The 25,194-nt window shown below is 45.6% G+C and carries 21 protein-coding genes and 1 tRNA gene; 9 read left to right on the top strand and 13 right to left on the bottom strand.

Features of this window, described 5'->3' with window-relative positions; genetic code table 11:
- Positions 1-90: 90 nt before the first annotated feature.
- Both OIK42_RS15865 and OIK42_RS15860 read left to right on the top strand, forming a co-directional pair.
- On the top strand, positions 91-309 hold the full coding sequence (locus OIK42_RS15865; RefSeq protein WP_273642033.1) for a hypothetical protein: 219 nt from the start codon (positions 91-93) through the stop codon (positions 307-309).
- A gap of 224 nt (positions 310-533) precedes the next feature.
- Positions 534-1,304, top strand: coding sequence for an AsmA family protein (locus OIK42_RS15860; protein ID WP_273642032.1), 771 nt, complete (start codon positions 534-536; stop codon positions 1,302-1,304).
- 297 nt (positions 1,305-1,601) lie between these two features.
- On the opposite strand, the gene OIK42_RS15855 is transcribed toward OIK42_RS15860, so the two are convergent.
- From OIK42_RS15855 to OIK42_RS15840, 4 genes are all read right to left on the bottom strand, one after another.
- On the bottom strand, positions 1,602-1,916 hold the full coding sequence (locus OIK42_RS15855; RefSeq protein ID WP_273642031.1) for an STAS-like domain-containing protein: 315 nt from the start codon (positions 1,914-1,916) through the stop codon (positions 1,602-1,604).
- Positions 1,897-2,766, bottom strand: coding sequence for a histidine kinase (locus tag OIK42_RS15850; protein WP_273642030.1), 870 nt, complete (start codon positions 2,764-2,766; stop codon positions 1,897-1,899). Before OIK42_RS15850 ends, OIK42_RS15855 begins: the two co-directional genes overlap by 20 nt.
- Positions 2,767-2,889: 123 nt before the next feature.
- A complete protein-coding gene (locus OIK42_RS15845; protein ID WP_273642029.1) occupies positions 2,890-4,530 on the bottom strand; it encodes a hypothetical protein in 1,641 nt (546 codons plus the stop codon).
- 161 nt (positions 4,531-4,691) lie between these two features.
- Positions 4,692-5,552 (bottom strand): DEAD/DEAH box helicase family protein, encoded by an 861-nt coding sequence (locus OIK42_RS15840; RefSeq protein WP_273642028.1) that lies wholly within the window; start codon positions 5,550-5,552, stop codon positions 4,692-4,694.
- A gap of 66 nt (positions 5,553-5,618) precedes the next feature.
- Between OIK42_RS15840 and OIK42_RS15835 the strand changes: the two genes are divergently transcribed.
- The gene (locus OIK42_RS15835) at positions 5,619-6,794 is read left to right on the top strand and encodes a tetratricopeptide repeat protein (RefSeq protein ID WP_273642027.1); all 1,176 of its coding nucleotides are present in this window, start codon (positions 5,619-5,621) and stop codon (positions 6,792-6,794) included.
- A 688-nt stretch (positions 6,795-7,482) separates the two neighbouring features.
- On the opposite strand, the gene OIK42_RS15830 is transcribed toward OIK42_RS15835, so the two are convergent.
- The 6 genes from OIK42_RS15830 to OIK42_RS15805 form a co-directional block, all read right to left on the bottom strand.
- Positions 7,483-8,190, bottom strand: coding sequence for a coiled-coil domain-containing protein (locus tag OIK42_RS15830; protein WP_273642025.1), 708 nt, complete (start codon positions 8,188-8,190; stop codon positions 7,483-7,485).
- A 652-nt stretch (positions 8,191-8,842) separates the two neighbouring features.
- Positions 8,843-8,929 (bottom strand) — tRNA-Leu (locus tag OIK42_RS15825).
- Positions 8,930-8,994: 65 nt separating this feature from the next.
- Entirely contained in the window at positions 8,995-9,699 is a 705-nt protein-coding gene (locus OIK42_RS15820; protein WP_273642024.1) for a 3'-5' exonuclease, read from the bottom strand.
- A 1-nt stretch (position 9,700) separates the two neighbouring features.
- On the bottom strand, positions 9,701-11,533 hold the full coding sequence (locus OIK42_RS15815; RefSeq protein WP_273642022.1) for a DUF294 nucleotidyltransferase-like domain-containing protein: 1,833 nt from the start codon (positions 11,531-11,533) through the stop codon (positions 9,701-9,703).
- A gap of 184 nt (positions 11,534-11,717) precedes the next feature.
- Positions 11,718-13,442, bottom strand: coding sequence for a sodium:solute symporter family protein (locus OIK42_RS15810; RefSeq protein WP_273642021.1), 1,725 nt, complete (start codon positions 13,440-13,442; stop codon positions 11,718-11,720).
- Between the two features lie 4 nt (positions 13,443-13,446).
- Positions 13,447-13,713 carry a DUF4212 domain-containing protein gene (locus OIK42_RS15805; protein WP_273642020.1) on the bottom strand — a complete coding sequence of 89 codons (267 nt, stop codon included), beginning with the start codon at positions 13,711-13,713 and terminating at the stop codon, positions 13,447-13,449.
- Positions 13,714-13,968: 255 nt separating this feature from the next.
- Here OIK42_RS15805 and OIK42_RS15800 point away from each other — a divergent pair, with 255 nt between their 5' ends.
- Positions 13,969-17,400 (top strand): PAS domain-containing hybrid sensor histidine kinase/response regulator, encoded by a 3,432-nt coding sequence (locus tag OIK42_RS15800; RefSeq protein WP_273642019.1) that lies wholly within the window; start codon positions 13,969-13,971, stop codon positions 17,398-17,400.
- 36 nt (positions 17,401-17,436) lie between these two features.
- Here the strand turns inward: OIK42_RS15800 and OIK42_RS15795 are convergent, their stop codons facing one another.
- Positions 17,437-17,838: an MAPEG family protein gene (locus OIK42_RS15795; RefSeq protein WP_273642017.1), complete on the bottom strand. Its 402-nt coding sequence runs from the start codon at positions 17,836-17,838 to the stop codon at positions 17,437-17,439.
- A gap of 85 nt (positions 17,839-17,923) precedes the next feature.
- Here OIK42_RS15795 and OIK42_RS15790 point away from each other — a divergent pair, with 85 nt between their 5' ends.
- The 5 genes from OIK42_RS15790 (at position 17,924) to OIK42_RS15770 (ending at position 22,292) form a co-directional block, all read left to right on the top strand.
- Entirely contained in the window at positions 17,924-18,499 is a 576-nt protein-coding gene (locus OIK42_RS15790; RefSeq protein ID WP_273642016.1) for a TetR/AcrR family transcriptional regulator, read from the top strand.
- Positions 18,500-18,955: 456 nt separating this feature from the next.
- On the top strand, positions 18,956-19,861 hold the full coding sequence (gene rimK, locus OIK42_RS15785; protein WP_273642015.1) for a 30S ribosomal protein S6--L-glutamate ligase: 906 nt from the start codon (positions 18,956-18,958) through the stop codon (positions 19,859-19,861).
- Complete coding sequence (locus tag OIK42_RS15780) at positions 19,861-20,892, top strand: succinylglutamate desuccinylase/aspartoacylase family protein (protein ID WP_273642014.1); 1,032 nt, start codon at positions 19,861-19,863, stop codon at positions 20,890-20,892. The genes rimK and OIK42_RS15780 overlap by 1 nt, the downstream gene beginning before the upstream one ends.
- A gap of 1 nt (position 20,893) precedes the next feature.
- On the top strand, positions 20,894-21,358 hold the full coding sequence (locus OIK42_RS15775) for an ATP-dependent zinc protease family protein (protein WP_273642012.1): 465 nt from the start codon (positions 20,894-20,896) through the stop codon (positions 21,356-21,358).
- A 70-nt stretch (positions 21,359-21,428) separates the two neighbouring features.
- Positions 21,429-22,292, top strand: a complete 864-nt coding sequence (locus OIK42_RS15770; protein WP_273642010.1) for a hypothetical protein — start codon at positions 21,429-21,431, stop codon at positions 22,290-22,292.
- A 29-nt stretch (positions 22,293-22,321) separates the two neighbouring features.
- Here OIK42_RS15770 and OIK42_RS15765 read toward each other — a convergent pair whose 3' ends face one another.
- Complete coding sequence (locus OIK42_RS15765) at positions 22,322-22,975, bottom strand: response regulator (protein ID WP_273642009.1); 654 nt, start codon at positions 22,973-22,975, stop codon at positions 22,322-22,324.
- Positions 22,976-22,986: 11 nt separating this feature from the next.
- A complete protein-coding gene (gene acs, locus OIK42_RS15760; RefSeq protein WP_273642008.1) occupies positions 22,987-24,933 on the bottom strand; it encodes an acetate--CoA ligase in 1,947 nt (648 codons plus the stop codon).
- Positions 24,934-25,194: the final 261 nt, after the last annotated feature.

Here is a 25,194-nt window from a genome sequence, read left to right as displayed (position 1 = left end):
CAGCGGCGATAGTAAGAGGGATTTTATGCGTAATATAACCTGTTGTTTATTATTTTATCGGTTTTACTGCTAAGCAGCTGTGCCGATCAGATGAGCTTCGAGCAAGCCCAGTCAGCAGACAAGGTGGGTTTTCTGCATGGCTTGTGGCACGGTCTTATTATTATTTTTGCCTGGGCAGCATCGCTTTTCTTCGATGACATTGCCATATATGCCATCTATAACAATGGTGGCTGGTACGATTTCGGTTTTGTACTTGGTGTTGGCGGGCTGAGTTTTAGCTCAGGTTTATTTAATCGCTCTGAAACGTGAAAGAACAATACATCCATCAGCCCACTCTGCTATGTTTAGAGTGATAAGCTCCCGGATTAAAAAAGTCCGGGAGGTTAATATCCAGCTCATCGCGTTAGCCGAATGAATACATTTTTTCAGTTGACGCGTATCGATAGTCAGAACGGCTATTGTTGCCCGCCTGGCACGATAAGCACAGGCCGATAGCGGTTCAGGATACGCATTAATACATAAAGGGAAGCCTCATGAAAAACATTGTTATTGTCTTATTGCTCATTATTGCCGCCATCGTTGGCGCTGTGATGTATTTTCTCAGTGGCGCTAACGATTTGATTCGCGACCAAATTGAAACGCAGGGCACAAAATACCTGGCTACACCGGTGACGGTGGCTGCGGTAGATTTGTCATTCAGCGAGGGCCGACTGACGATTTCAGATATCGACGTTGAAAACCCGGACGGATTTAGCGACGAGGACGCGTTAAGTATGAGTGGCATTACCCTGGATTTGGCCGCCTCAACCGAGGAACCCTATCGCATTCAGGAAGTCACCGTTGATGGCCCGGAAATACTTTATGAGGTCAACGCTACCGGTCAGGGCAACCTGATAGTCCTTAAAGACAACCTCACGGCCAATCTTCCCAAAGGTGACGAGCAGCAGCCTGCAGAGTCTGCGTCAGCCAGTCCTAAGCTAATTGTCGATAAGGTAACGGTCAGCAATACCAGGCTGATGCTGAACTTTGAACAACTGGACACCGGCGAGTTTGAGATTGATAAAAAGGCCTACGAAGTGACGCTGCCCACCTTTAATGCAGGTGCCATTGGTCAGCCCGATGGCCTCCCTGCCGATCAGGTCGGCGCCGCTATTGTGAGTCAAATGCTTGATAACGCCATCAAACAGGCCAAAGCGGAAGCGAAGAAAATTATGGCCGAAAAAGCCAAAGAAAAAGTCGCAGAAGAAAAAGACAAACTGATTGAAAAAGGCAAGAATAAGCTCAAAGAGCTGTTCGATAATTAAGCTAAATTCGCACTGCACTCGCGCGTTGGTTTAGGGTGACTGACATAAGTCCGTCGCTCGCCGCTACGTTAATGCTGTGGTTCGCGTGCGAATGAACGACTCGAGCTCAGCCAGAGGCTGGAATAGTCCGCCGGGCAGATACTGCCGAATTAGCAATTATTTAATAGGGAATTTTTATATCAAGAAGAGGATGGTGCCCAGGGGCAGCACTGAACCAAGCTTGCAACCCCCTTGTTATCTTTGGGCTTAATGAAGAGTTGATTTCAAACTTGTTACTATCTGTGTTACTAAAAGCTTTTATGCAAATGAATTTTCTTTCGCTTTGGTTGATACTCTGCTTGTAATTACGTGCTTTAAAATAGCTTTAGTTTGAGCGCTAGCATTTATGATTTTTACTCTTTCTTTGAATTCCTTCATTCCTAATTGCTGAGCCAAAAGTCCAATAGATTCATCTGCAAATGAAGGAGATATATTATGACACTCAAAATCAATGACTAAAAAGTTTTCGGACGACTTAAGTAATGATAAAAATCGCACACGAGCAGAAGCTCCAGCTTGACGTGAAGATAAGACTTCAAACTCTTCAGATATTTTAATCAAAAATTTCATCATATTCGTCCTCATCCATTGTTGTCGGACACGGCCAATTATTATAAACAGCAACCGAGTCGAGCGGGTTGTTCAAGTTCCATTCGAATATAATTATAGTTCCGTTCCACCCCGAATCCAAATCTACACTTTTATCTTCACCATTACCACTAATGTATAGCTCACTATTAGAGATTACGATCAGTCTCCCATGGTTATTTTCCGCTAAACCTTTGGCTAGGGCTAGTCCATATCCAGAATGACTACTATTTGGTTTACCCGTTATTCCATACTCACAAGCAAGCATACAACTATTGTTTTGCTGCAATTCCTCAGTTAGTTCAGGATTGCCACTTAATGAAGCTCTTATGCCAATACCGGTATCTACAATTGCTAACTGCGCTAACCCACCATTTCTCCAAGCTTGCCCACACACGAGACCAAATGGATTGGTGTCCCCTGTAACAGAGTGAGCACAACAATTCTGCAATATTTCCGATATTAAAACTTCAAGATCACCTTGAGTTCTGTTATCAGCACAACTCGTGAACATTTCACTAATCTCAATAGACAGCCTATGAACTGAGCTAGTATCCTCCACAGCCCTAGCCTCAATGATTTGTCCTGTTTGGTCATTTCGAGTAACTCTATTAGGCGGAGTTTGTCCTATCGCCTCATATAACCCCATTCGATTTATATAACTTTCATTAGAATGATTGATATCTAAGTGACAATTCTTACTACGACAGCTAGCTGAGAGCATTGCAAGATGGAACGGCTTGAGGAAGTTGGGTAAAGAAATGCTATTCGTATTATCCCATTCATTAACTTGCCTAATAAAATTTAAAATCTCGCCAACATTAGTATTTTCCATATTCCCTTGGATATATAAAATTTAAATTTTCCGAATCATCCTACATTAGCTATTTAAAAGTCAAAAAAATCAATCTCTACCGGCCGAATACTAATTCGTTAAAGTATTTTTACTTTTATAAATTTATCGAGAATTGCTAGTCCATTTAAACAGGTGCCAGATTATAAAAATAGTTATTCCAACAAATGAACCAGCCCCTAAAAGGGAAATACATGCAACTTCAAATTTCGCAAAGCTTGGGTATAAGTATCTGATTAATGGAGAGAACGCAAATTCAGCCAAGCTCGTAGTTCCTACAAATCCAAATATCATAGTAAGTAAGGTTGCCTGGCGAGACACTTTAGTTTGAGCATTATATTTCAGCTCATCCAAATGAAATTTCGCAAGCTCTTTTGACGGTTCAATCATATCTGGTATACCAGAAGCTTCCATTATTGAGATTATAGAATCGATTATTTCTCCAGAGTGGCTGCTGTTTCGAATAGAAACATTTAGCTCTCCCAGATTTTTGTACGCATAAAGCAAATGAACTTTACTTACTGGATTTTGTGCCCAATGACACGCTCTAACGATCCTTGCTGAACAATACTCAACAAACTGTGCTCTGGCTTGATTTTCTAATACTCTTGCCCTCGTATACTCATCTGACCAAGCATTTTCAGCTTCATGACGTGTCTTTGTCCAACACCAAAGAAGAACGGCTCTGTTTGCCAGCAAACAATAATCATCCATTAGCCTCAAATCTTCTACCCCTTTCAAGGTTGTCGTACTTGCGGCGCTACGTAACATAATTTTACTTAGGAATTTCGAATGCTTTTCTACGAAATTTCTTTTCTCTTCAGGTTGCTTGTCAAACCTTAAGAGAGATACAGATGGCCTTCCGCTCCAATAAATAGGAGTTGTTTTTGCGTTTTTCGGATTAACTATACTCTGAATCGCTCCTATATAGATGTCGATTGCCAATGAACCGGCGAAGCTTCTATGATCACAAGTATCCGAGCCAGCTAAGGAATGCAAGATAAGGTTTTGACCATTAAAATCGAAATTTCTACCTTCCTTGTTCAAAGCATTTTTAACAACTTTTTCAGTGTCACTTTTTAACTGTTTTTTTAATCTATTTATAGCTCTACTACTTATCGATGTACCAGCGATCGACAGTTCATTGTCAAAGGCATTCAACAAGCTTAGCTCGGCATCCATTTTTTGTAGGCGTCGATCTATCCATATATCATCAAAGTTATAGTTAGTTAAATTTAGGAAGCGATTAATAAAGTCATCTTCAGAAATACCTTCCCAAGTAGCATCAAACTGAAAGCTCAAAACAGCAATCCCGTCTGCAAAAATTTTCACTGAGGGAAAAAGTTTCAACTCATACTCAAACAGTGCTAAGACAATAGGCGGTAAATTTGCGACTAGGTAGTGAGGTTGTGATTTTCCTGCTTTATTCTCAAAGAAAGCTATTTCTAAGGAGCTAAAAACTTTCTGAGCTACATTCTTAGGGATGTCTTCTTCAAGGGTTATGTCCCAGCGTCCATCTTTGTCATTTATTTCAGGCACACCAAGACTAATTTCACTTTCAGAATCTAAATACAGGAATTTAAAATCAGAAAAACATACAGCCTCAGTAAACCCCTCCTTAAGAAGCTTCCCCGCTAATTGGATCAGGTTAACATCAAAACTCTCGAAACAAATCGAATAGTTATAGAAAATGTTAGCTTGTTTAATACGAATTTTCTTATCTTCAACTCTTTTAAACTTATACATTTAATCCATCATAAAAAAAATTTACAAACGTAATTGAACTCCTTATTGAAAAGAGGTTCAGTTAAGATAGGTCGAGATAGTCATATCGCAAAACAACTACCTCGCGCACAAAAACTGTAGCTAGAATTTAACTGCTCTTCGTATTAACCGTCGGCACATTGTTATATGTCCCAGTTTTCACGTTCAAATGTGAGTGCAATATCTTCAAGCTCCTTATCTGTTAATTTGTCCTTAAGAGTCGTTCTCCATTCAGCGTTCTCTAAAACGTAAGCAATATTAACTGTTCCTTGAGTAACATGTTCTGTTGCTAATCCCCAATCCACGGGAACTTGTTTTATGTCAGCTGATTTGAATGCAGAATATTGCAGTGTATCTTCGTTGCTGGCAGCAAGTAACGTAATATCCGAGAACTTAGCGCAGAAAGCGGGTAAATCTAAATAGGCATTACACTGTAGTTTTGAACCCGTGGCTTTTGACTCAACAATCATTAATGGGTTCTGCACGTACAATACAAACTCGCGGTGTTCATTCAGAAACTTGTACCCAAGTCCATCGAAACCTTCGAGCTTTTTATCTGCTAATCCGAGTCTGTACATAAGGCCCTGAGTTTCTGACTTTGTATTACTAATAATTTCATTGCCTTTAGCGACAGTGAAACCTTCATCTATATATAAAGGGAGTTTGAATCTATCTGGCATCGAATGCGCTGCTCTAATCAGAGACTTTGTAGTGCAAAGAATAACATGGGGAAATTCTGATGCAGACGATATTTCCTTGATGATGTCTTCGATTGCTGACTTGTACTGCTTACGCCAATTCGACTGCTTCGGTGCAACTATTAGAGCACAGGGGACATTGAGCTTTTCAAAGCCTTCCTTTGTTTGCTCAAGTAATTTTTTGGTGTCGGTAACGTATAGAATGGTTTCCCAAGAAGCCACTCTAGCTGAGATTTTCTTAATAGCTGTCTGGGTTTTTCCGCTTCCACAGACTCCATCGACATAATTAACAGATTGAGCTACCATTTTATTTACTATATTAGGAGTGTTGTTTTTAAATTAAAGATAACACAGACTTTGTAAGGATACGTTGTGCTCATAAAAATCAAATTGATATTTACTTTACTTTTGCTGATTACAGGGTGTAGTTCTACCTCACCAACTATTAAAACAAGAAATCATGCTCAAACTAGTTTCGAACACTTTGTAAATGGCACAGCCATCTTACCGACCGGAAACCCAGAAACAATTGGAGTTTTGATTAAACCTTATGAATTAATTGAGCAAGAAAATTATGCTGCATCAGCACTCTACATTTTAGAATTGTTGCCAGGGAACAATGTTGTTTACCATACTTTAGGATATTCCGCAGAAAAGTTAGGATACTACGATGCAGCTATTAAATATTATGAAAAATCAAGAGATTGGTCACTTGATAATGTTTTTTGTTTGTGGAATCAGAAAATATCTTTTCCAAAATACTGTGATGTTTATGATCCAGACAAAAGTATAGATAGGGTAAAAGAACTAAAGTCCTCGACTGATGCAGTTAAAGTTATTTCTGAGCAAGATTACGAAACACAAGTTGCAATTGCCAATCGATATATTAAGAAAACGAAGAATAACGAATACGATAGCGCAGCTTTAAATAGACTTCGAGCTAATAGTGAGTCGAAACCATACAGGAGTACAAATAATGGTGAACCATTTTCGATAGCTGATATTTTCAAAGTAATCGCAGCTTTTGCGATAATCGCAGAAACAATCCCTTCTGATGAGGATTCATTAAATACTAGAGCTTTTAAAACTGGTTTTTGGAAGGGCGTTTTAAAAAATAAAAGTCCAAAGTATTCAACTCAGCCTCTCACAACCTATCAACAGAGAACATATGACAGAGCAAAACCTACAGAAGTCAAAGCTATTACTTCGTCATCTGCTGGTTTTTCTCTCCCAAGTCCAGATGGACAGAATACACTAAACAAGAATCAATCAACTAAAGTTCAAAGTGAAGTTCAATCGACATTGGGTACAGAGGCTGGGTGTAATAGTGATTTCAATTGTGGAATGGGAATGAAGTGCGTCAAAGCTCCATTATCATCAACTGGTGTATGTTTAAAAGAGGTAGATGAGTATGAGTACCCGACATTTCCTCAAAAGGATCCCTCAAGTATCTTGCCTAATATGAGCGTAAAGGGCCGATGTTCTTTCGATACTGATTGTTCTCTTGGATACTCTTGCGACAGTAAATTAAAAGTTTGTGTCAAATGACAATCTACCAGCAGGTAGCCAAGGATTTTTCCTAGGCAAGCACAGCAATTAGTAGGGTATTCTTGTTTATAAAACATGTAAGCAAGAACCCATCACTAATTTATCCATAGGTAACCCTTGATTATACTTATTGAAGCAGATAATTATTACTCATTCAGTTATTTCCTATTTTAAACAAATGGTTATGAGAAAGCTGTATTTTTCTTCTGCTACAACTATAAGGGGCTCCCCAGGTAATACATAGAGACTATTTCATCTGCCTATGGCGCTCATCCAAAGGGAAATTAGAGGTGCTCACCACGGATCTCATAGGGCTTTGTATGACCGTTTCTTGTGGATACCTCAGAACTGAAATTACAGCTAGTATCGACTGACGTAAACATTGGTACCCCCAGTGTCCCTTTTGACTCCACTGAATTTACATTTATGCTGCTATTAAACGCCTAGGGTTAACCAGATCCATTGCCCAATGTTCAGTTACTGCTCTATAAACCCAACGTAAAAATGCGGGTTCCAAGGGAGAGTGCAGCAATGATTCTGCTCTGCCCCTGGGCACCATCCCCGAGTAAACCCTTAGTATTCAAGCGATACAGAGGGATTTAATCCTCGATAGTATGCTTACGTAATCGCAGGATCTTATAAAAGCTATTAGTTATTTTAAAGTTTATTAGGCTTGTACCTTTCACTGCTATTTATCTTCAATCATTGTTTTTATACGGTATAGTTTTTCTGATACCTTGCTAAGTTGTTCAAAACTCTCTTTTTGTTTTTCGGTTAAATCTTTGTATTCAGCTTGAAGTTTTTGCAAATAATCAGAACTACCCTTAAATGATTCCCCTATTTGCGTCTTTATAGCGCTTGGGCTGACACTATCATTACTACTCATGCTTTCTACATGAAGCACATTTTGCAGTTCACTGAACATATTTATTTGTTTCTCTATTATAGTTGCTTGCTCTCCTAAAGCATCTATTCTGACATTAATCAAAGATATCTCGCTCTCTAGGTTTTCAATTTTTGCTCTCCTAATGCTTGCCCTTCTCTCAATATCAGCAAGTTCTGCGGCATTATCAGTAAGGTATTTAATATCTTGAGCTTGTTGCTTAATCATCTGCATTTCATAAAAAAGGTTCAGATGTGTATTAATTCTATGTATACGCTTGTGTGACTTCTCCAACTCAACGGATCCAGCGCCATATTTATCAAATACATCATTATGCTTTTCAGTTGCAACCTTGAGTTCCTCCAATAATACTCGCAGTTGATATTGGTCTGCTGTTTCAGCAGCTCTTTTTGTAATTAATTCAGGTGGCATCTCCGAAGTCGTTTTACAAGCATTTAAAAGCGTGATTATCACTGCGAACATCGCACAAGAATTAATTAATGACCTCTTCATAAAACTCTCACTTAAACATCTGTAATTTGGAAACTAAATTCAACACTTGCTACCACTTTATGTATTTTCTGCATTCTAATGATAAAAGGAACGTTTATACAGTAAGCCCATATTCTTGGAAATTTAATGCCTGAATGATTTGGTTAAGATCTTTAATATCAAACGACGAGCCATATACTCCTGATGTAATTTCATTGTCTGAGTGGCCTAGCAGAGCCTTAACAAGAGGGTTTCCTTGCAGCTTAAGCTTATTGTAGAGGTAGTCAACAAAGGTATGCCTGAATGAGTGGAATGATGTCCTATCGCTATCTGTCAAGACTCGGTTTTTGATGTTACTGAAAGCTGGGCTGGAACTTGTGTAAGGCAGCATGGACTATCTTAATTGCAACCTGTCTGTTGAGCGGATAAACCAAGGATAGAGTTGTATTGATATGCTCAACGACTCGAAGGGCTTCAAGTTTATCTTTTGTGAGCAAGGAGATTCTAATTGAACGGCCTTGAACAGTTCTTCTGTATGTGTAGACGCGGTTCTGATTTAAAACGAGATTATGCATTGTGGTCAACCTAAGTGGTCAACGTAAGCATACTATCGAGAATTAAATCCCTCTGTATCGCTTGAATACTAGGGGTTTACTAGGGGTTTACTCGGGGATGGTGCCCAGGGGCGGACTTGAACCGCCACGACCGTGAGGTCACTAGCACCTGAAGCTAGCGTGTCTACCAATTTCACCACCTGGGCATTGCGCTAAGCTGCTTGCTCAGCGCGGGCGTGAAGATACGCCCTTACGCTTTTTTTGTCAATCCTTATTGCGAAGTTTTTCCTAAATTCATGCAGCCTACAGCCTGCGTATGTGTAAGGTCTTGTAAACTCATCCGGCCCTTGGGATCCATCGAGTAGTACTGCGCAAACCACAGTTGCAGTGTTGCCACCGCATCATCGAGTGCATTATGGGCCGGCGCCAGGGGTAAATTCAGCCGCTGCCGACACACGGTCAGGGTTGCGCTGTTGGGCGGTAATACCTCGTGCTGTTTTTGGAGTTGATACACGGCCAGCTTTAATGTGTCGAGGGTAATGATTTGCGGCAGGAAAATATCATTGGCGGCCATCACTTTATTTAACACTGCCATATCCAGCCCGGCATTATGAAACACCCAAACATGCGTACTGGCGTACCGGGCTAAATCTGCCAACACTTCATTAATATGGCGGCCCTGAGCGAGTTCTTCAGCTGTTAGACCATGAATCACCGGACTCTGTGCCAGATCGCCCGAAGCGCGGATAACGGAGTAAAAGCACTGGCTCAGATCAATGCTGCCAGCCCGCCCCTCTACCCAGCCAATAGAGGTTACTTTGGCTTTTTGTGGGTCCAGCGATGTCAGCTCTAAGTCGACAGCCAGCAGCGGCGTATCAACAAGCAACTGGTTTTTACGTGAGTCGGGTAACGCAGTGCCACCACTTAACCATTGTCGAAACCGCTGCCAAAGCGTCACTTTGCGCTCAACAGTCATGTTATGACATCCCACCAGAAAACTTCATCACAGCCGCCTGCTGTGCGCGATCAATGGCTTTAAATGCGGCTTTTAACTGGTGTTTCTCTATCGACGACAAATCGCTGACAGACACCCGGTTATCGGTTGCTTTATTTTGCAACTGATGACGCCAGCGCAGGCGATTGAGAAACAACCAGATATCGCGAATATTGTCGGTGTCGCGGCTCGATAGCCCGGCGCCAGCCGGCAAACTGGCGATGCGCCCAAGCGTTGCCGGCATGGTTAAGCCGTTCGCCAATGCATACAGCCTGACCAGATTATTGATAATGGCTGTCGCCCGGGTTTTCAAATCAATGGTATCCTTTATCTTATGGCCTTTTTCGTAGCTGAATTTTTGGAACATGGTCAGCGGTACCGACGTTTCATTGGCCTGGCGGGCTAATGCCGCCAAAAACATTTTTTGCTTAAACAAGGGCGCGCGGGCTTTTTGCATTTTCTTAAACAACTCAACATCGCCAGCTGCCGCGCGGGCATCCAAAAAGATATTAAAATGCATTATCGCCGTGCTGGTGGGCTGTTTTACCCACTGTTGCGACTGCGCTAGCGCGGCATCCAGCGACAGCCGTAACTCAGGGTTACTGGCCATTATGTTACCCGGGCACAATTTAATGCCGCACTTACCCAGGCCATCGCACACGTATTCGGCCATACCGGCGAAGTACTCTGCCTGATGATTATCAGGCTCATGTTCCAATAGCAGACCGTTGTCCTGATCCGACCCCATGGTCTGATCTTCGCGCGCCTGGGAACCATAAACAATCCAGGCAAAATTCATCGGAGCCAGGCCATGTTGCTGTTGATAAAACCCAATCAGTTTGCGGGTCATAATGTCGGTGGCCTGCGCCAGCACTTTACCGGCGATATCAAAATCACCAAGGCGTTTAGCATGGGTGGCCAGATAGTGAGGGATCTGCCAGGACAGACGGGTTAGCTCATAGAGGTTTTCCGCTTTCGACAGCTCACCAATGATGTACAACACATTGCCCTTCTGGTGCCTGACAATGTCTGACGCCGTTAACATCCCCACGGGTTGTCGTGTGGAGCGGTCGATAACCGGCAAGTGGTGGATATTTCGCTCTGTCATCAATGCCATCGCATCGAACATGGTTCGGTTCTGTATAATCATTGCCGGTTTATCGGTCATGATGGCGCTCACCGGTAAGCTCATATCCAGGCCAGTTGCCACCACCCGGTTACGTAAATCACGGTCGGTCACAATGCCCGCGAGTTTGTCGTGTTCGGTTATCAACAATGACGACACATTATTTTGCGACATTTTTTCAGCCGCCTGTTGCACAGACAACGACACGTCGACTTTAACCGGCTGCCGCTCAATGACTTCTGATAATGCTTTGTACAGCCACATTGAGTTAGAGTCCAGTACCGCCTGGTTTTGTAATACCTCCGTTTTGGTGCTTTGAAAAAAGTTGGCCACGTCAGGCAACGTCAGCAATTTTTTAAACGCTTTTTCGCTAAAACTGTACACCAGTCCGGGACTGTCGATTTTTACCGTCAACGGATAGCTAACGCCGTCGATGGCGCTGTGAAAACCGAAGTAATCACCTTCACTTAAGTGGCGCTCGGGCGCGTTAGAGTCCGTCACAGAAAACTGCCCGCTGTGGATCAAAAATAACCGGTCCTGGTTTTCGGCCAGTAATTCTTGCTGATTCTCTTTCGCCAGATAAAGCAGCCGGGCTTGCCTGGCTAATTCATCCAATGCTTCGTCGTCGAGTTGGTCAAACGGCGCCGAGGTTTTTAAAAAGTCCATTACTTGCTGTGGCGTTGTACTCATGACTGGCCCCTGAAGATATTATCTGGCAACGCGTAACGCGCTTTTCCGACCGCTATATTTATAACGGTTAAATACTACTTATAGCGCTGTACTGAGTTTTTGTTTTATGGCGCAGTACAGCGCTATAAATAAAGAAGGCCCACCACGTGGGGTGAGCCTTCGCCATTATGATGTCATCGCAGTATTAGTGAGCTGACGCTTCGCCAGAACCTTTCGGGAAGCGGATGCTCTCAACCATATCCTGGATTTCCTGTGGCGCTTCATCAGTCATTTTAAAGACCGCGAAAGCCACCACGAAGTTAACCATCATACCCAGCGTACCAATTCCTTCTGGCGAGATACCAAACCACCAGTTGGCTGGCACGTTCGCCGCAGGGTTAACAAACTTAAAGTAGATGATATACGCTGCGGTAAACGCGATCCCTGAGACCATACCGGCAACCGCGCCTTTATCATTCATACGTTTGCTAAAGATGCCCATAATAATCGCCGGGAAGAAGCTCGACGCAGCCAGACCGAACGCGAAGGCGACCACCTGCGCCACAAATCCGGGTGGATTAATACCGAAGTACCCCGCTATCACAATTGCCACACCAGCTGCCAGTCGAGCGTAACCTAACTCTGCCTTATCGGTTATATTGGGCGCAAAGTTACGTTTTAGCAAATCGTGGGAAACCGATGTAGAAATAACCAGTAGCAAACCGGCTGACGTAGACAGTGCTGCTGCTACACCACCAGCTGCCACCAGCGCAATAACCCAGGCCGGCAGATTCGCAATTTCCGGGTTTGCCAGTACCATGATGTCACGGTCGACCATCACTTCGTTAGCACTCTCCGGATCGTTGATGCTACCTGCGGCGTAGTACATATTGCCGTCGCCATTCTTATCCTTAAATTCGATAAGACCGGTTTTTTCCCAGTTTTTGATCCAGGCCGGAGCGTCTGAATAAGGGGTTCCTGTCAGCTCAGGGCCATTGATAGTTTCAATCATGTTCAAACGACCAAATGACGCCAGTGCCGGTGCAGTGGTATACAGGATAGCGATGAACACCAACGCCCACCCTGCCGATTTACGCGCATCACGTACTTTTGGTACCGTAAAGAAACGTACGATTACGTGCGGCAGTCCTGCCGTACCGACCATCAGTGCAAAGGTGATAAAGAATACATCAATAGTACTTTTCGTACCCGAGGTATATTCATTAAAGCCCAGCGCCACCGATACACTGTCGAGTTTTTCGAGCATGTACATCCCCGACCCGTCGGCAAGCGTGGCACCAAAAGCGGTTTGCGGCAGGATGTGGCCTGTTACCATCACAGAGATAAATACCACCGGTACCAGATAAGCGAAAATCAGTACGCAATACTGAGCAACCTGCGTATAAGTAATCCCTTTCATACCACCGAGTACGGTGTAGAAAAACACAATGGCCATACCGATAATCACACCGGTAACAATGTCGACTTCCAGGAAGCGGCTAAATACAACACCCACACCACGCATTTGTCCGGCAACGTAGGTAAAGCTTACGAAGATGGCACAAAACACAGCCACCGTCCGGGCCGTTTGTGAGTAGTAGCGATCGCCAATAAAATCCGGTACAGTGAATTTACCGAATTTACGTAAATATGGTGCAAGACACAACGCCAGCAGTACATAACCGCCCGTCCAGCCCATCAGGTACACCGCGCCGTCGTACCCCATAAAGGAAATCAGACCGGCCATAGAAATAAATGATGCGGCAGACATCCAGTCCGCAGCGGTTGCCATGCCGTTAAGGACAGGCGGTACACCACCGCCGGCAACATAAAAGTCGTTGGTTGATCCCGCACGCGCCCAAATCGCAATTGCGATATACAGGGCAAACGAGGCACCAACGATGATAAAAGTTAATAATTGTACATCCATTGGATTACTCCTCGTCTACGCCGTATTTTTTGTCCAACGCATTCATCTTGGCCATATAAACAAAAATGAGCACAACGAACACATATATTGCACCTTGTTGTGCAAACCAGAATCCCAGCTTAAAGCCAAAGAACTGGATCTCGTTCAGCACGTCCACAAATAGAATGCCGGCGCCAAAAGACACGACAAACCAGACTACTAACAATTTGGCGAGGATAGAGAGGTTCTCTTTCCAATACGCCGTTTTGTCGTCATCATTTCTAAATGCCATCTTTCCGTCCTCATAAACAGGTTAACTCGATGTATTTTTTTTACATTTTCCTAACGACAAGCTTCACAGGCGACTTTAGCGATTCCAAACTTTTCTTCACAGCGCCAAAATCGCCTAAAAATCGCATAATTAGGAGCTTCCGGTATACTCTAGACGTGCCGATTCGATCAAGAAATGCGACCATGGTCGTAGGTCGGTGATGAGAGGGTTGCGTATAATGTCACCAGATATGTTAAAAACCTGTTAGGACAAGGCATGACGTTCGGTTGGGTTACGCTTGCACTGCTGTATTTATTTTTATTATTTTACATTGCCAGTTGGGGCGATAGAAATTCTCCGACGGCCAGATGGATAACTTCACATCCGGTAATCTACTCTCTGGCGTTAGCCATTTACTGTACAGCGTGGACGTTTTTTGGCGCGGTAGGCCAGGCCACCCGGGATACCTGGATTTACTTGCCGATACTTCTTGGTCCTGTACTGGTCTACATTATTGGCTACCGGTTTATCTTTAAACTGACGCTGGTCAGTAAAAAGCAGCATATCAATACCATTGCAGACTTTATTGCATCCCGGTACGGCAAACGTCAACCCGTGGCGTTGTTAGTCACCATTATCGCTTTAATGGCGACTATTCCTTACATTGCACTGCAATTAAAAGCCATCGGCGCTACCTTTAAACTGCTTACCCATCAACCCAACAGCCAGTTTATTATTGTGCTGGCAACAGCCTTCATTGCGCTGTTTGCGATTTATTTTGGCACCAAACAAACCGACGTAACCGAATATCGACGGGGCCTGATACTGGCAATATCTTTTGAATCCACAATCAAGTTGCTGGCGTTGGTACTGGTCGCAGTTGTCGGGTACCAGGCGTGGTATACCACCGAAACCACCCCCATTCTGGCCAAGTTTTATACTGATGAAGCCCTGTCGCAGTTTTCATCCTTTACCTTTTTTGCCCAAACCATCATGGCAGCTGCCGCTATAATCTGCCTGCCACGTCAGTTTCATGTCGCGATTGTGGATAATTTAAGCCTTAAACATTTGAAAACTGCACGCTGGCTATTTCCGCTTTATCTGGCAATTACTGCCGCGGTAATTCCGGTTATCGCCATGGCTGGCGAAGCGGTGTTTGCAAATAATGCCGTAGAACCTGACACCTATGTTTTATCGTTGGCCATGCATTCCGAATCGGTGTTGTTACAAATGCTTGTCTTTGTAGGTGGATTATCAGCTGCCACTGCCATGATCATTGTCGCCACACTAACGCTCAGTACTATGCTAACCAACGACGTGGTATTACCCCGGTTACTCGCCATTAAACAGCACTCTTCATCTTACGGTGATTACGGCAAACGTATTCGACTTATTCGGCGTGTCATTATAGGTATTATCCTGTTACTGGCGTTTTTATATCACCAACAAATGACCGGCAGCCGCTCTTTGCATTCTATTGGTTTGATTGCATTTTCTTTAGTAATTCAACTGTTACCAGCGGTACTTGGCGGACTTTACTGGAAACGCGGTCATGCGCATGGCGTATATGCAGGATTAATGGTTGGCCTGACCACCTGGATCATGTGGCTGGTGCTGCCCATTGTTAACGATGCGATGTCTGACTTTGAGCAAAGTGAACTGCTTAGCCAGGGGGCAATCATCAGCTTAATCACCAACGCCATTGCCTACTCAGTGTTCTCATGGTTTGCTCCGGCCCGCTTAATCGACCGTATTCAGGCTGAGGCATTCGTTTCCCCCGCCGAAGTTCGCAACACCCCGGGAAAAAACCAAACCATCAATATCACCATCGCCGACTTGATCACCTTACTCTCAACCTTCATGGGCACTGGCCGCTGTCAGCAACTGGTTAACGAATATCAACAGTTACATCACTGCAAACTAGAAACGTCTGATGCTCCCGATGAAGGGTTTATGGCTTTCTGCGAACGGGCACTCGGCGGTGTTATTGGCGCATCAAGTGCTAAAGCGCTCATCGACAGTGTTCTGCGCGGTAAAAAACTCGACTTTACCGAGGTCATCAATTTTTTTGATGACACGACACAGGCCATGCAATTTAACATGACTGCGCTGTTAACCTCGCTGGAAAATATGGATCAGGGTATCAGTGTGATTGATAAGCATCTTAATCTGGTGGCATGGAATAAACAGTACGCCTCGTTGTATTCCTACCCCGAAGACTTTTTATCGGTGGGTACACCTATCGAAAAGCTCATCCGTTACAACGCTGAACGCGGCGAGTTCGGGGTCAACGATATCGAAGAAGAAATCGAAAAACGCCTGGAACATTTACGTTCTGGCACCCCCCACCGTTTTACCCGGCAGCGCAGTGATGGCCGGGTAATAGAAATGGTCGGCAATCCGCTGCCTGGCGGTGGTTTTGTTACCAGTTTTAATGACATTACCGGCCACGTCGAAATTCAGCAAGCACTGGAGGAATCTAACGTAAACCTTGAGCTGCGCATTAAAAAACGTACCGAAGAAGTGCACTCGATAAACGCCGAACTACGCCTTGAGATAGAACGTCGTCGTGATGTCGAAAAAGAACTGATCCGCGCCCGCAAACAAGCTGAAGATGCTAACGCCAGCAAAACGCGCTTTCTGGCACTGGCCAGCCACGATGTGCTGCAGCCCCTGAATGCCGCGAAGCTGTATGTATCGGCCTTACAGGAAGCGCAGTTGCCGCCACCGGTGAGCAGTATAGTCACCAAGCTGAACCACTCCGTGACATCCAGTGAAGCACTTATTGCCACACTGCTGGACATCTCCCGGCTTGATCAGGGTGAACTTAAGCCCAACCCGGAAGTGGTGAACATACATGAAATTTGCGACCCCATTGTGGATGAGTTATCAATGCGGGCCAAAGAGAAGGGTTTGCAACTACGTACTCGCATGCCTGATTACTGGGTATTTGTAGATAAAACCTTCTTATACAGGATTATTCAAAACCTGTTATCCAACGCAGTGAAGTACACCGATCAGGGTAAAGTATTGATTTCTGCCAGACGCCGTGCCGACAAAATACTCATACAAGTACGCGATACCGGTATTGGTATTTCTGAGGAGCAACAGGCGCTTATTTTTAGCGACTTCTACCGCACCAACGAAAGTGCCGAGCACGGCATTGGCCTTGGCCTCGGCGTAGTGAGACGCCTGAGTCAGCAAATGCACTGCCAGGTAACTGTAGATTCAGAGGTCGGCCGGGGAAGCTGCTTTTCGGTCTGTGTGCCAATGGCTGAGCCACTACAAACAAAAAGTAGTACGCCAATAAACCCCACCGCTTCGTTCTCTGGTTTACGCGTATTATGTGTTGACGATCAGCAGGAAAACCTCGATGCCTTGCAAACCTTGTTGGAACGCTGGGGGATAAGCACGGTGCTGGCCGATAACTGGCATGACGCCATTGCCAAGGCGGAGCATTTTTCGCCGCAAATTTTATTGATGGATTATCAATTGGGGCCAGACATAAACGGCCTTGATCTGATAAATACCATTCGTCATCATCTGGATATTGTCATTCCCGCGTCGTTAGTGACAGCAACCCACGATGAAGCGCTTGTGGCGCGCTGCAAAGAACAGGGCGTAAATTACTTGAGTAAACCTCTGAAGCCCGCCAAGCTCAGAGCCCTGCTGAAAAGCATGACGCGTCATATCAAGCATATTGATTAAGCCGTTCATGTGCCGCCATCCAGATGGCGACACACACTACACATTGATGACCAGATTTATCCACAGTATGCACATGCATAATACCGAGCCTGCGAATGTATACATGCGGTGGCCCACGTGATTGTAGGTTATATGGATATAAGCCTGGGCATATCTGCACAGGACAAACAACCAAGCCGCTGTCAGTGCCAGCATGCTGTGGATCCCCAGGCTTACATACAAGGTACACACCACATAAAACAATACCGGGATCTCAAATAAGTTATTAAAGCACCGCGTGGTTTTAATAATGGCCTCTGGCGCCTTATCGCCCTGCATCAACTTAAAGTATCCAACCCTGAGCTGGCCACTTTTTACACTTTGAACTCTTACCTTAACCACTATCAGGCCAACCAAAATGGTTAACATGGCCATACTAAACATTGCATAAATCATCATTAAGCCCTTGCGTTGGTATATAAGCCTTGAGGTTATCAACAATCTATTTATGATAAAGAACATATTTAAATCCCGAGGCATCACCTTGCCATACTCAAAAGCACATAAACAACGAACCAGACAGATTATTCTCAAACATGCCTATACGTTATTTTCGTCCAGGGGATACAGTGCGGTAACCATTGATGAGGTAATGCGGGATAGCGGTTTAACCCGGGGCGCTTTTTACGCTCACTTTAAGAGTAAATCTGAGCTATACAAAGAAGCCCTGACATTCTCGGCATTTAATACCTCGCTGGCAGAACGAAAGCCTGCAGAGATATCAACAAGTGCGTGGCTGGGGCAATTGCTCGACCAGTATCTGAGCGTCGCCCATGTCAATGGCGAACGGCCCTGCCCGCTGGCATTTTTGGCCACTGATGTGGTTTCCCGTGATACAGCGGCGAAAACAGCCTATACCCATACCTATCAGAACATGAACAAATTGATTTGGCATTATGCACGTCAGAATGCGCCGTGCACCGAACAAGATATTCTGGGCTTAACCTCGATGATTATTGGCGCGGTGGCGGTGGCAAGAACTATCGAGGATCAAAGCCTGGTAGTCAGTATGTTAAGCGCCTGCCGCCAACAAGCCCGCTTAATACTGGGAGGCATATAACCCCCTGATGGAGCCGCCGTTGCCAATACCTACTTATGGCCCCTGCTCTGTGGTCAGCCAGTATGCTGTTTGTTTAGTTAACCAGGCCGCACTTTAACGACAACCTGACACTTTAAAGATGCGCAACTGATACGTTTTGTTTGCTAAAAGCAGGCTGTCGGGTTTAAGCCGCCATCGTCATTACAGATAATATGACTGGCGAACCAACACAAACCGCTGTCAGCACCATGGTTTTTTACGGCTGGTTTGTAATCTTTGTATTGTGGCTATCCAGTTTTGTGCAAATGAATTAAGCTGTATAAATACGAGGCATGCTTACCTGACTTACTCATTCCTCGATTAATCTATTGAAAGCGGGAATAATTCATACCGTGACGATAAAATTAATTCGTTTTACACTCCATTCATATAAGGCAAAGTATGCCGCTTTTGCCGTAACTATAATCAGGCTTTACAATGCGCATAGCGATATTATCCAGAAACTCAAAATTATACTCTACCCGTCGCCTTAAAGAGGCTGGCGAGGAACGAGGTCACACTGTCGACGTTATCGACACCATGCACTGCTACATGGATATCACCAGCAGTAACCCTTCAGTGCGCTATAATGGCAGAAAACTCCCACTCTACGACGCCGTTATTCCGCGTATTGGCGCATCAGTCAGCTTTTACGGCACATCGGTTGTTCGCCAGTTCGAAATGATGGGTACCTATAGTATCAATGAATCTGTTGCCATTAGCCGCTCTCGCGACAAGCTTCGCTCACTTCAGTTGCTATCCAGAAAAGGCATTGGCATGCCGCGTACCGGTTTTGCCCATCACCCCGATAAGGTCGACGACGTTATAAAAAACGTCGGTGGTGCGCCCGTGGTAATCAAACTGCTGGAAGGCACTCAGGGCATTGGTGTGGTATTGGCAGAAACACAAAAAACCGCCGAAGCGATGATCGAAGCTTTCATGGGCCTGAATGCCAGCATTCTGGTGCAGGAATACATTAAAGAAGCAGGTGGTGCTGATATTCGCTGCTTTGTTGTAGGCGGTAAAGTTATCGCCGCGATGAAACGCCAGGCAGCTCCCGGTGAGTTTCGCTCTAATTTACACCGTGGTGGCTCGGCCAGCCTCGTGCGGTTATCGCCGGCTGAGCGCAAAACGGCAGTTGATGCGGCAAAGACCATGGGACTTAACTGTTGCGGCGTCGATATTTTACGTTCAAGCCGCGGCCCGGTAGTTATGGAAGTTAACTCTTCACCCGGCCTTGAGGGAATTGAAAATGCAACCAAAAAAGATGTTGCCAGCATGATTATCGACTTCATCGAAAAGTCGGCAAAGCCACACAGCACTAAAACAAAAGGAAAAGGTTGATGGGAGCAGAGGAGTTGGTGATTGGTGGCGTCAGTATTGCCCCGGGTGAAACCAAAAAAATCGCCCTGGACATGCCTCCACTTTACACCGCCACCAGCATGAGTATTCCGGTGTTTGTCAGGCGCGGTAAGCGTCCTGGCCCTACGTTGTTTGTCAGTGCTGCGGTGCACGGGGATGAACTAAACGGTATCGAGATAATAGCGCGGCTTATTAAGTCACGCTCAATCGAAAGACTCAAAGGCACGCTCATTGCTGTGCCGACCGTGAACGTTTATGGCGTACTTAATCAATCCCGCTATCTGCCTGACCGCCGCGATCTGAATCGCAGCTTTCCTGGTAGTCGCAAAGGCAGCCTGGCCGGGCGCCTGGCGCATTTGTTTTTTAACGAAATTGTCAGCAAGTGCGACATTGGTATCGACCTCCACACCGGTGCAATTCACCGCAGTAATCTGCCGCAAATCCGCGCAGACTTAGACGATGAGGAAGTACTGGCTATGGCAAAAGCATTTGGTGTACCGGTATTACTGAATGCTGATATTCGTGATGGCTCATTACGCGCCACCGCCAGTGAGGCAGGCATTAAAATATTACTTTATGAAGCCGGTCAGGCCCTACGCTATGATGAGTTTTCTATTCGCGCCGGGGTCAGGGGCATTATTAACGTGATGCGACATTTGGGTATGCTGAACAAAAGTCGCAGCAAGGGCGTGCCAATAAAACCGTATATCGCCCGCGCCAGTGGCTGGGTTCGCGCGCCGGAGAGCGGCTTTATCAATCACCTGGCTCAGCTCGGTGACCACGTTGAGAAGGGCGATAAACTGGCGACTATCGCCGATTCCTACGGGCAGTTTCTGGGTACGTTAATCAGCCCTGCAGAGGGGGTTGTGATTGGCAAGCAAAACATTCCGCTGACCCAGGAAGGTGAAGCAATTTACCATATTGCTTATTTTAAAACCCCGGATACAGTGGCTGAACAAGTTGAACTGTTCCAGGACAACATTATTCCTGTGGATACCACGGTAGCGATTTAGTATGACTAGAAAATCAAAGCAACTCATCGGTGCATTAGAACTCGGTAATCTGCCTGAACTGGGTATTCATAACCTGGTGATGCGCATCGATACGGGCGCCGCCACATCCTCCTTGCATGTCGACAACATTCAGGAGTTTGATAAGAATGACGAACGTTGGATAGCCTTTGATATTCATCCGGATATTCATAACGTAAAAAAAACCATTCGCTGTGAGCACAAAGTGTTGTCGCAGAAAAAAATCAAAAGCTCCACGGCTACCCGCGAGCGCCGTTATGTGATTAAAACATTGCTGGAGCTCGGCAGCCGTAAATGGCGTATTAAGCTGACATTGACAGATCGCTCCGAAATGACGTACCTGATGTTAATGGGCCGTCAGGCGATGAACGGCAAGTTTTATGTTGATCCCGAGTATGACTTTGTGCTGACCAAGCCGGTAACCCCTCAGGGCGGTGAAGTGAAGTAGAGAACAGCGAATTTGTCTGCATTCACCTATAATAGCGTTTACGACGTTATTCTGATGAGTAGTACTTAATGTGAAAGCCGTATTGTTCGCGCTGCTCAGTTACATGCTGATAAGCAGCCATGCCAGGGCCACTGGCGAAGAACTGTTAATACCTTCTTTAACAGCCGGGCACCCGGTGAACAGCTTCCTGCAACAACAGCTCAATGATGTTCTGTCAGCAACCGAGGATGATTACCCCAGCGTTCGTACAATTCCGGTAAAAATTGACGTGGCAGAAGAACGCCACCTGCGTAATTTGAATTTAGGCATTACCGATGTAGTTTGGGCGCTGTGCAGCGAAGAACGTAACCGTGAGTACACACCCATCGCGGTTCCGTTGATGGCCGGGCTTTTTGGTTATCGTCTTAATGTAGTGCGTAACAACGATCCGCGTTTTGATGCCTTAAGCACCCTCGAACCGCTGCAAAACATGATTGCCGCGCAGGCAGGCAGATGGCTCGATGCCGGTATTTTAAGACATAACGGCATAACGGTTTTAGACACCGGCCGGTATGCCGGCTACCGGGCAATTCATCGGAGCTTAGCCGATTTTTACCCACGTTCAGTGACTGAGATTGAATATGAAATAGCTGGTGTTGGACTTGATTCGGTACAAATAGCACCACTACATGCGTTGCACTATCCTATGGTATATGTGCTGTATGTCAGTAAAACTAACCATCAATTAGCCAAACGGCTACGCTCCGGCTTTCAGCGTATTATCGACAGCGGCAGATATACCGAGCTTCTGCAGCAGCAGCCGTGGTATCAAAGTAGCCGGCAATTAATGGCGGGCAGAGCGCTTATCCGCTTAACAAACCCAAATAACATGGGCGAATGTGCGACAGCGCTGCGCGATTACTCACAAATCCTGTATACCCCCGCTCCTAACTAGCTGGCGCTTGTTCAACACCTGACCTGGTATTATTTGTTAGCGGTGGCAGGCGGTTCCAGCTCCAGTTGGGACGCAATAAGAACCGCCTGAGTGCGATTATTAATACCCAGCTTCCTGAATATAGCGGTCACATGGGCTTTAACGGTTGCTTCGGCGATATCGAGATTATACCCGATCTGCTTATTCAGCAGGCCATCACGCATATAGCAAAGCACTTTATATTGTGAAGGCGTAAGGCTGGCAACACTATCAGCCAGCGCAGAAAACTCTTCATCGATATCCTCAAGTTTTTCGCTGACCGACTCAGGTAACCAGATATCGCCATCAAGAATGACCTGTACGGCTTTGGCGATGTTCTCGGCGCTTGTGGTTTTGGCAATAAAGCCCAGCGCACCCACCGCAACAACTTTTGAAATAACGGTAGCGTCTTCTGTACCAGAGACGACGGCAACAGGTAAATCCGGGTAAAGCTTACGAATATGCAGTAAACCAAATAGGTCATTACTCCCCGGCATATGAAGGTCGAGGAGTAATAAATCGACATCCTGTTTTTCAAGGATGTCGGTGGTGGCGGTCAGATCACCCGCTTCCAGTATGGTCAGTTCGGGCAACGAAATAGATAACGCTCCCTTTAGCGCATCGCGGTATAAAGGGTGATCATCGGCAATCAGCAGCGTTATCATTCTGTCTCCGTTTACTTATTCAGTCGCTCCTCAATGAGTGTATCAACAACCGACGGATCCGCCAATGTTGACGTATCGCCTAATTGGTCGTGTTCGTTAGCGGCAATTTTACGCAATATCCGCCGCATAATTTTCCCCGAGCGGGTTTTAGGCAGACCACCGGACCACTGAATCATATCCGGGGTGGCTATTGGACTCAGCTCAGTACGTACCCAGGCACGGATTTCCTTGGTTAGCGCTTCGTCGGGAACCACGCCTTCATTAGGGGTGATATAGACATAGATACCCTGACCTTTAATATCATGGGGGTAACCTACCACGGCGGCCTCAGCGACCTTGGGATGCGCCACCAGCGCACTTTCTATTTCTGCAGTACCTAAGCGGTGACCTGAAACGTTCAGTACGTCATCGACACGACCGGTAATCCAGTAGTAACCATCTTCGTCACGGCGGGCACCGTCGCCGGTAAAGTACACCCCTTTATAAGCACTGAAATACGTATTTATAAAGCGCTCGTGATCGCCGTAAACCGTACGAGCCTGGCTCGGCCAGCTGTCTTTAATTACCAGGTTACCCTCTGCAGCGCCTTGTAGGTCGTTGCCTTCTGCGTCAAACAATGCCGGCTGAATACCAAACATTGGTCGCGAGGCTGAGCCGGGTTTAAGCGGCGTGGCACCGGGTAAAGGCGTAATCATCATGCCGCCGGTTTCGGTTTGCCACCAGGTATCCATGATGGGACAACGGCTCTCACCAATGACCCGATAGTACCATTCCCACGCTTCCGGATTAATCGGCTCGCCAACAGAGCCGAGCAGGCGCAGTGAAGATAAGTCGCAACCTTCAACCGGCGCTTCGCCGTGGGCCATGAGCGCCCGAATCGCCGTGGGGGCGGTGTACAAGGAGTTCACTTTATACTTTTCAACCACCTGAGCGATGCGGCGCACGTCAGGATAGGTAGGCACGCCTTCAAAAAAGACCTGAGTGGCGCCTGCAATCATGGGACCATACACCATATAGCTGTGACCTGTGATCCAGCCTACGTCAGCGGTACACCAGTAAATATCGTCATCGCGATAGTCGAAGGCGTATTTGAAGGTCATTGCAGTGTACAACAGATAACCGCCGGTGGTGTGCACAACACCTTTGGGCGTTCCGGTGGAACCTGATGTATATAGGATGAATAATGGATCTTCTGCATTCATCACTTCTGGCTCACATTGGGCTGAGCAATCTTCAACCAGGTCATCCCATACAACGTCGACACTGTCATTGTATGACACGTCGCCACCGGTAAGTTTATGTACTATCACATTAGTGATAGAGGGACATGCATCGTTGGCCAGCGCACGGTCAACGTTGGCTTTCAGTGGCACACTGCGCCCGGCCCGACGACCTTCGTCGCAGGTGATCACTATCTTAGCCGCACTGTCATTAATGCGATCGGCAATGGCGTTTGGCGAGAAGCCGCCAAAAATAACTGAATGCACTGCGCCAATTCGCGCACACGCTAACATTGCGTACGCAGCCTGAGGAACCATCGGCATATAAATAGCAACACGGTCGCCCTTTTCTACGCCGAGCTTCTTCAAACCGTTTGCCAGTTTGCAGACTTCGTAATGCAGTTCCTGATAACTGATTTCTTCGCTATCGTCAGGTGAATCACCTTCCCAGAACATAGCCGTTTTCTTGGCATTTTTTGCTAAGTGCCGGTCAATACAGTTGTAGCTGGCGTTAATCTCGCCATCCTCAAACCATTTGATGGAGACGTCATCTGGTCCGAACGTAGTATTTTTAATTTTGGTAGGTTTGGTGAACCAATCCAGCGTACTCGCATATTCCCCCCAGAACCCCTCCGGATCCTTCACCGAATGCTCGTACATTTCAAAATACTGCTCTTCTGTGAGGTGGGTCGATGATTTAATATTTTCTGGAACCGGATATATCTTGCTGGCAGTCATACAATGTGCCTCCAATTTCTACTATTTAGCGGTGATAATATTTAACTAACCAAATGTAACTTTTCCTGCCCAAAGAAAAATGAGACTTTGGTCTTAGCGGGCTGGATACCTTGTGCTGTTCGCTCACATTAGCAACAGTTACAGGATGGTGCCTCGGCGCATACCTGATTAGGGATACCCTGTCTTTGCGACAACATTAACTAAACGTTAACACATACTCTATCATTTTAATTTAAGCATGACTGACTACACTTCGTCAGT

Origin of the sequence: Alteromonas gilva (assembly GCF_028595265.1) — a bacterium.
GTDB classification, from domain to species: Bacteria; Pseudomonadota; Gammaproteobacteria; order Enterobacterales; family Alteromonadaceae; genus Alteromonas; species Alteromonas gilva.
The sequence above is the reverse complement of the archived record's forward strand: the minus strand, read 5'-3'. Positions and strand labels throughout refer to the sequence as shown.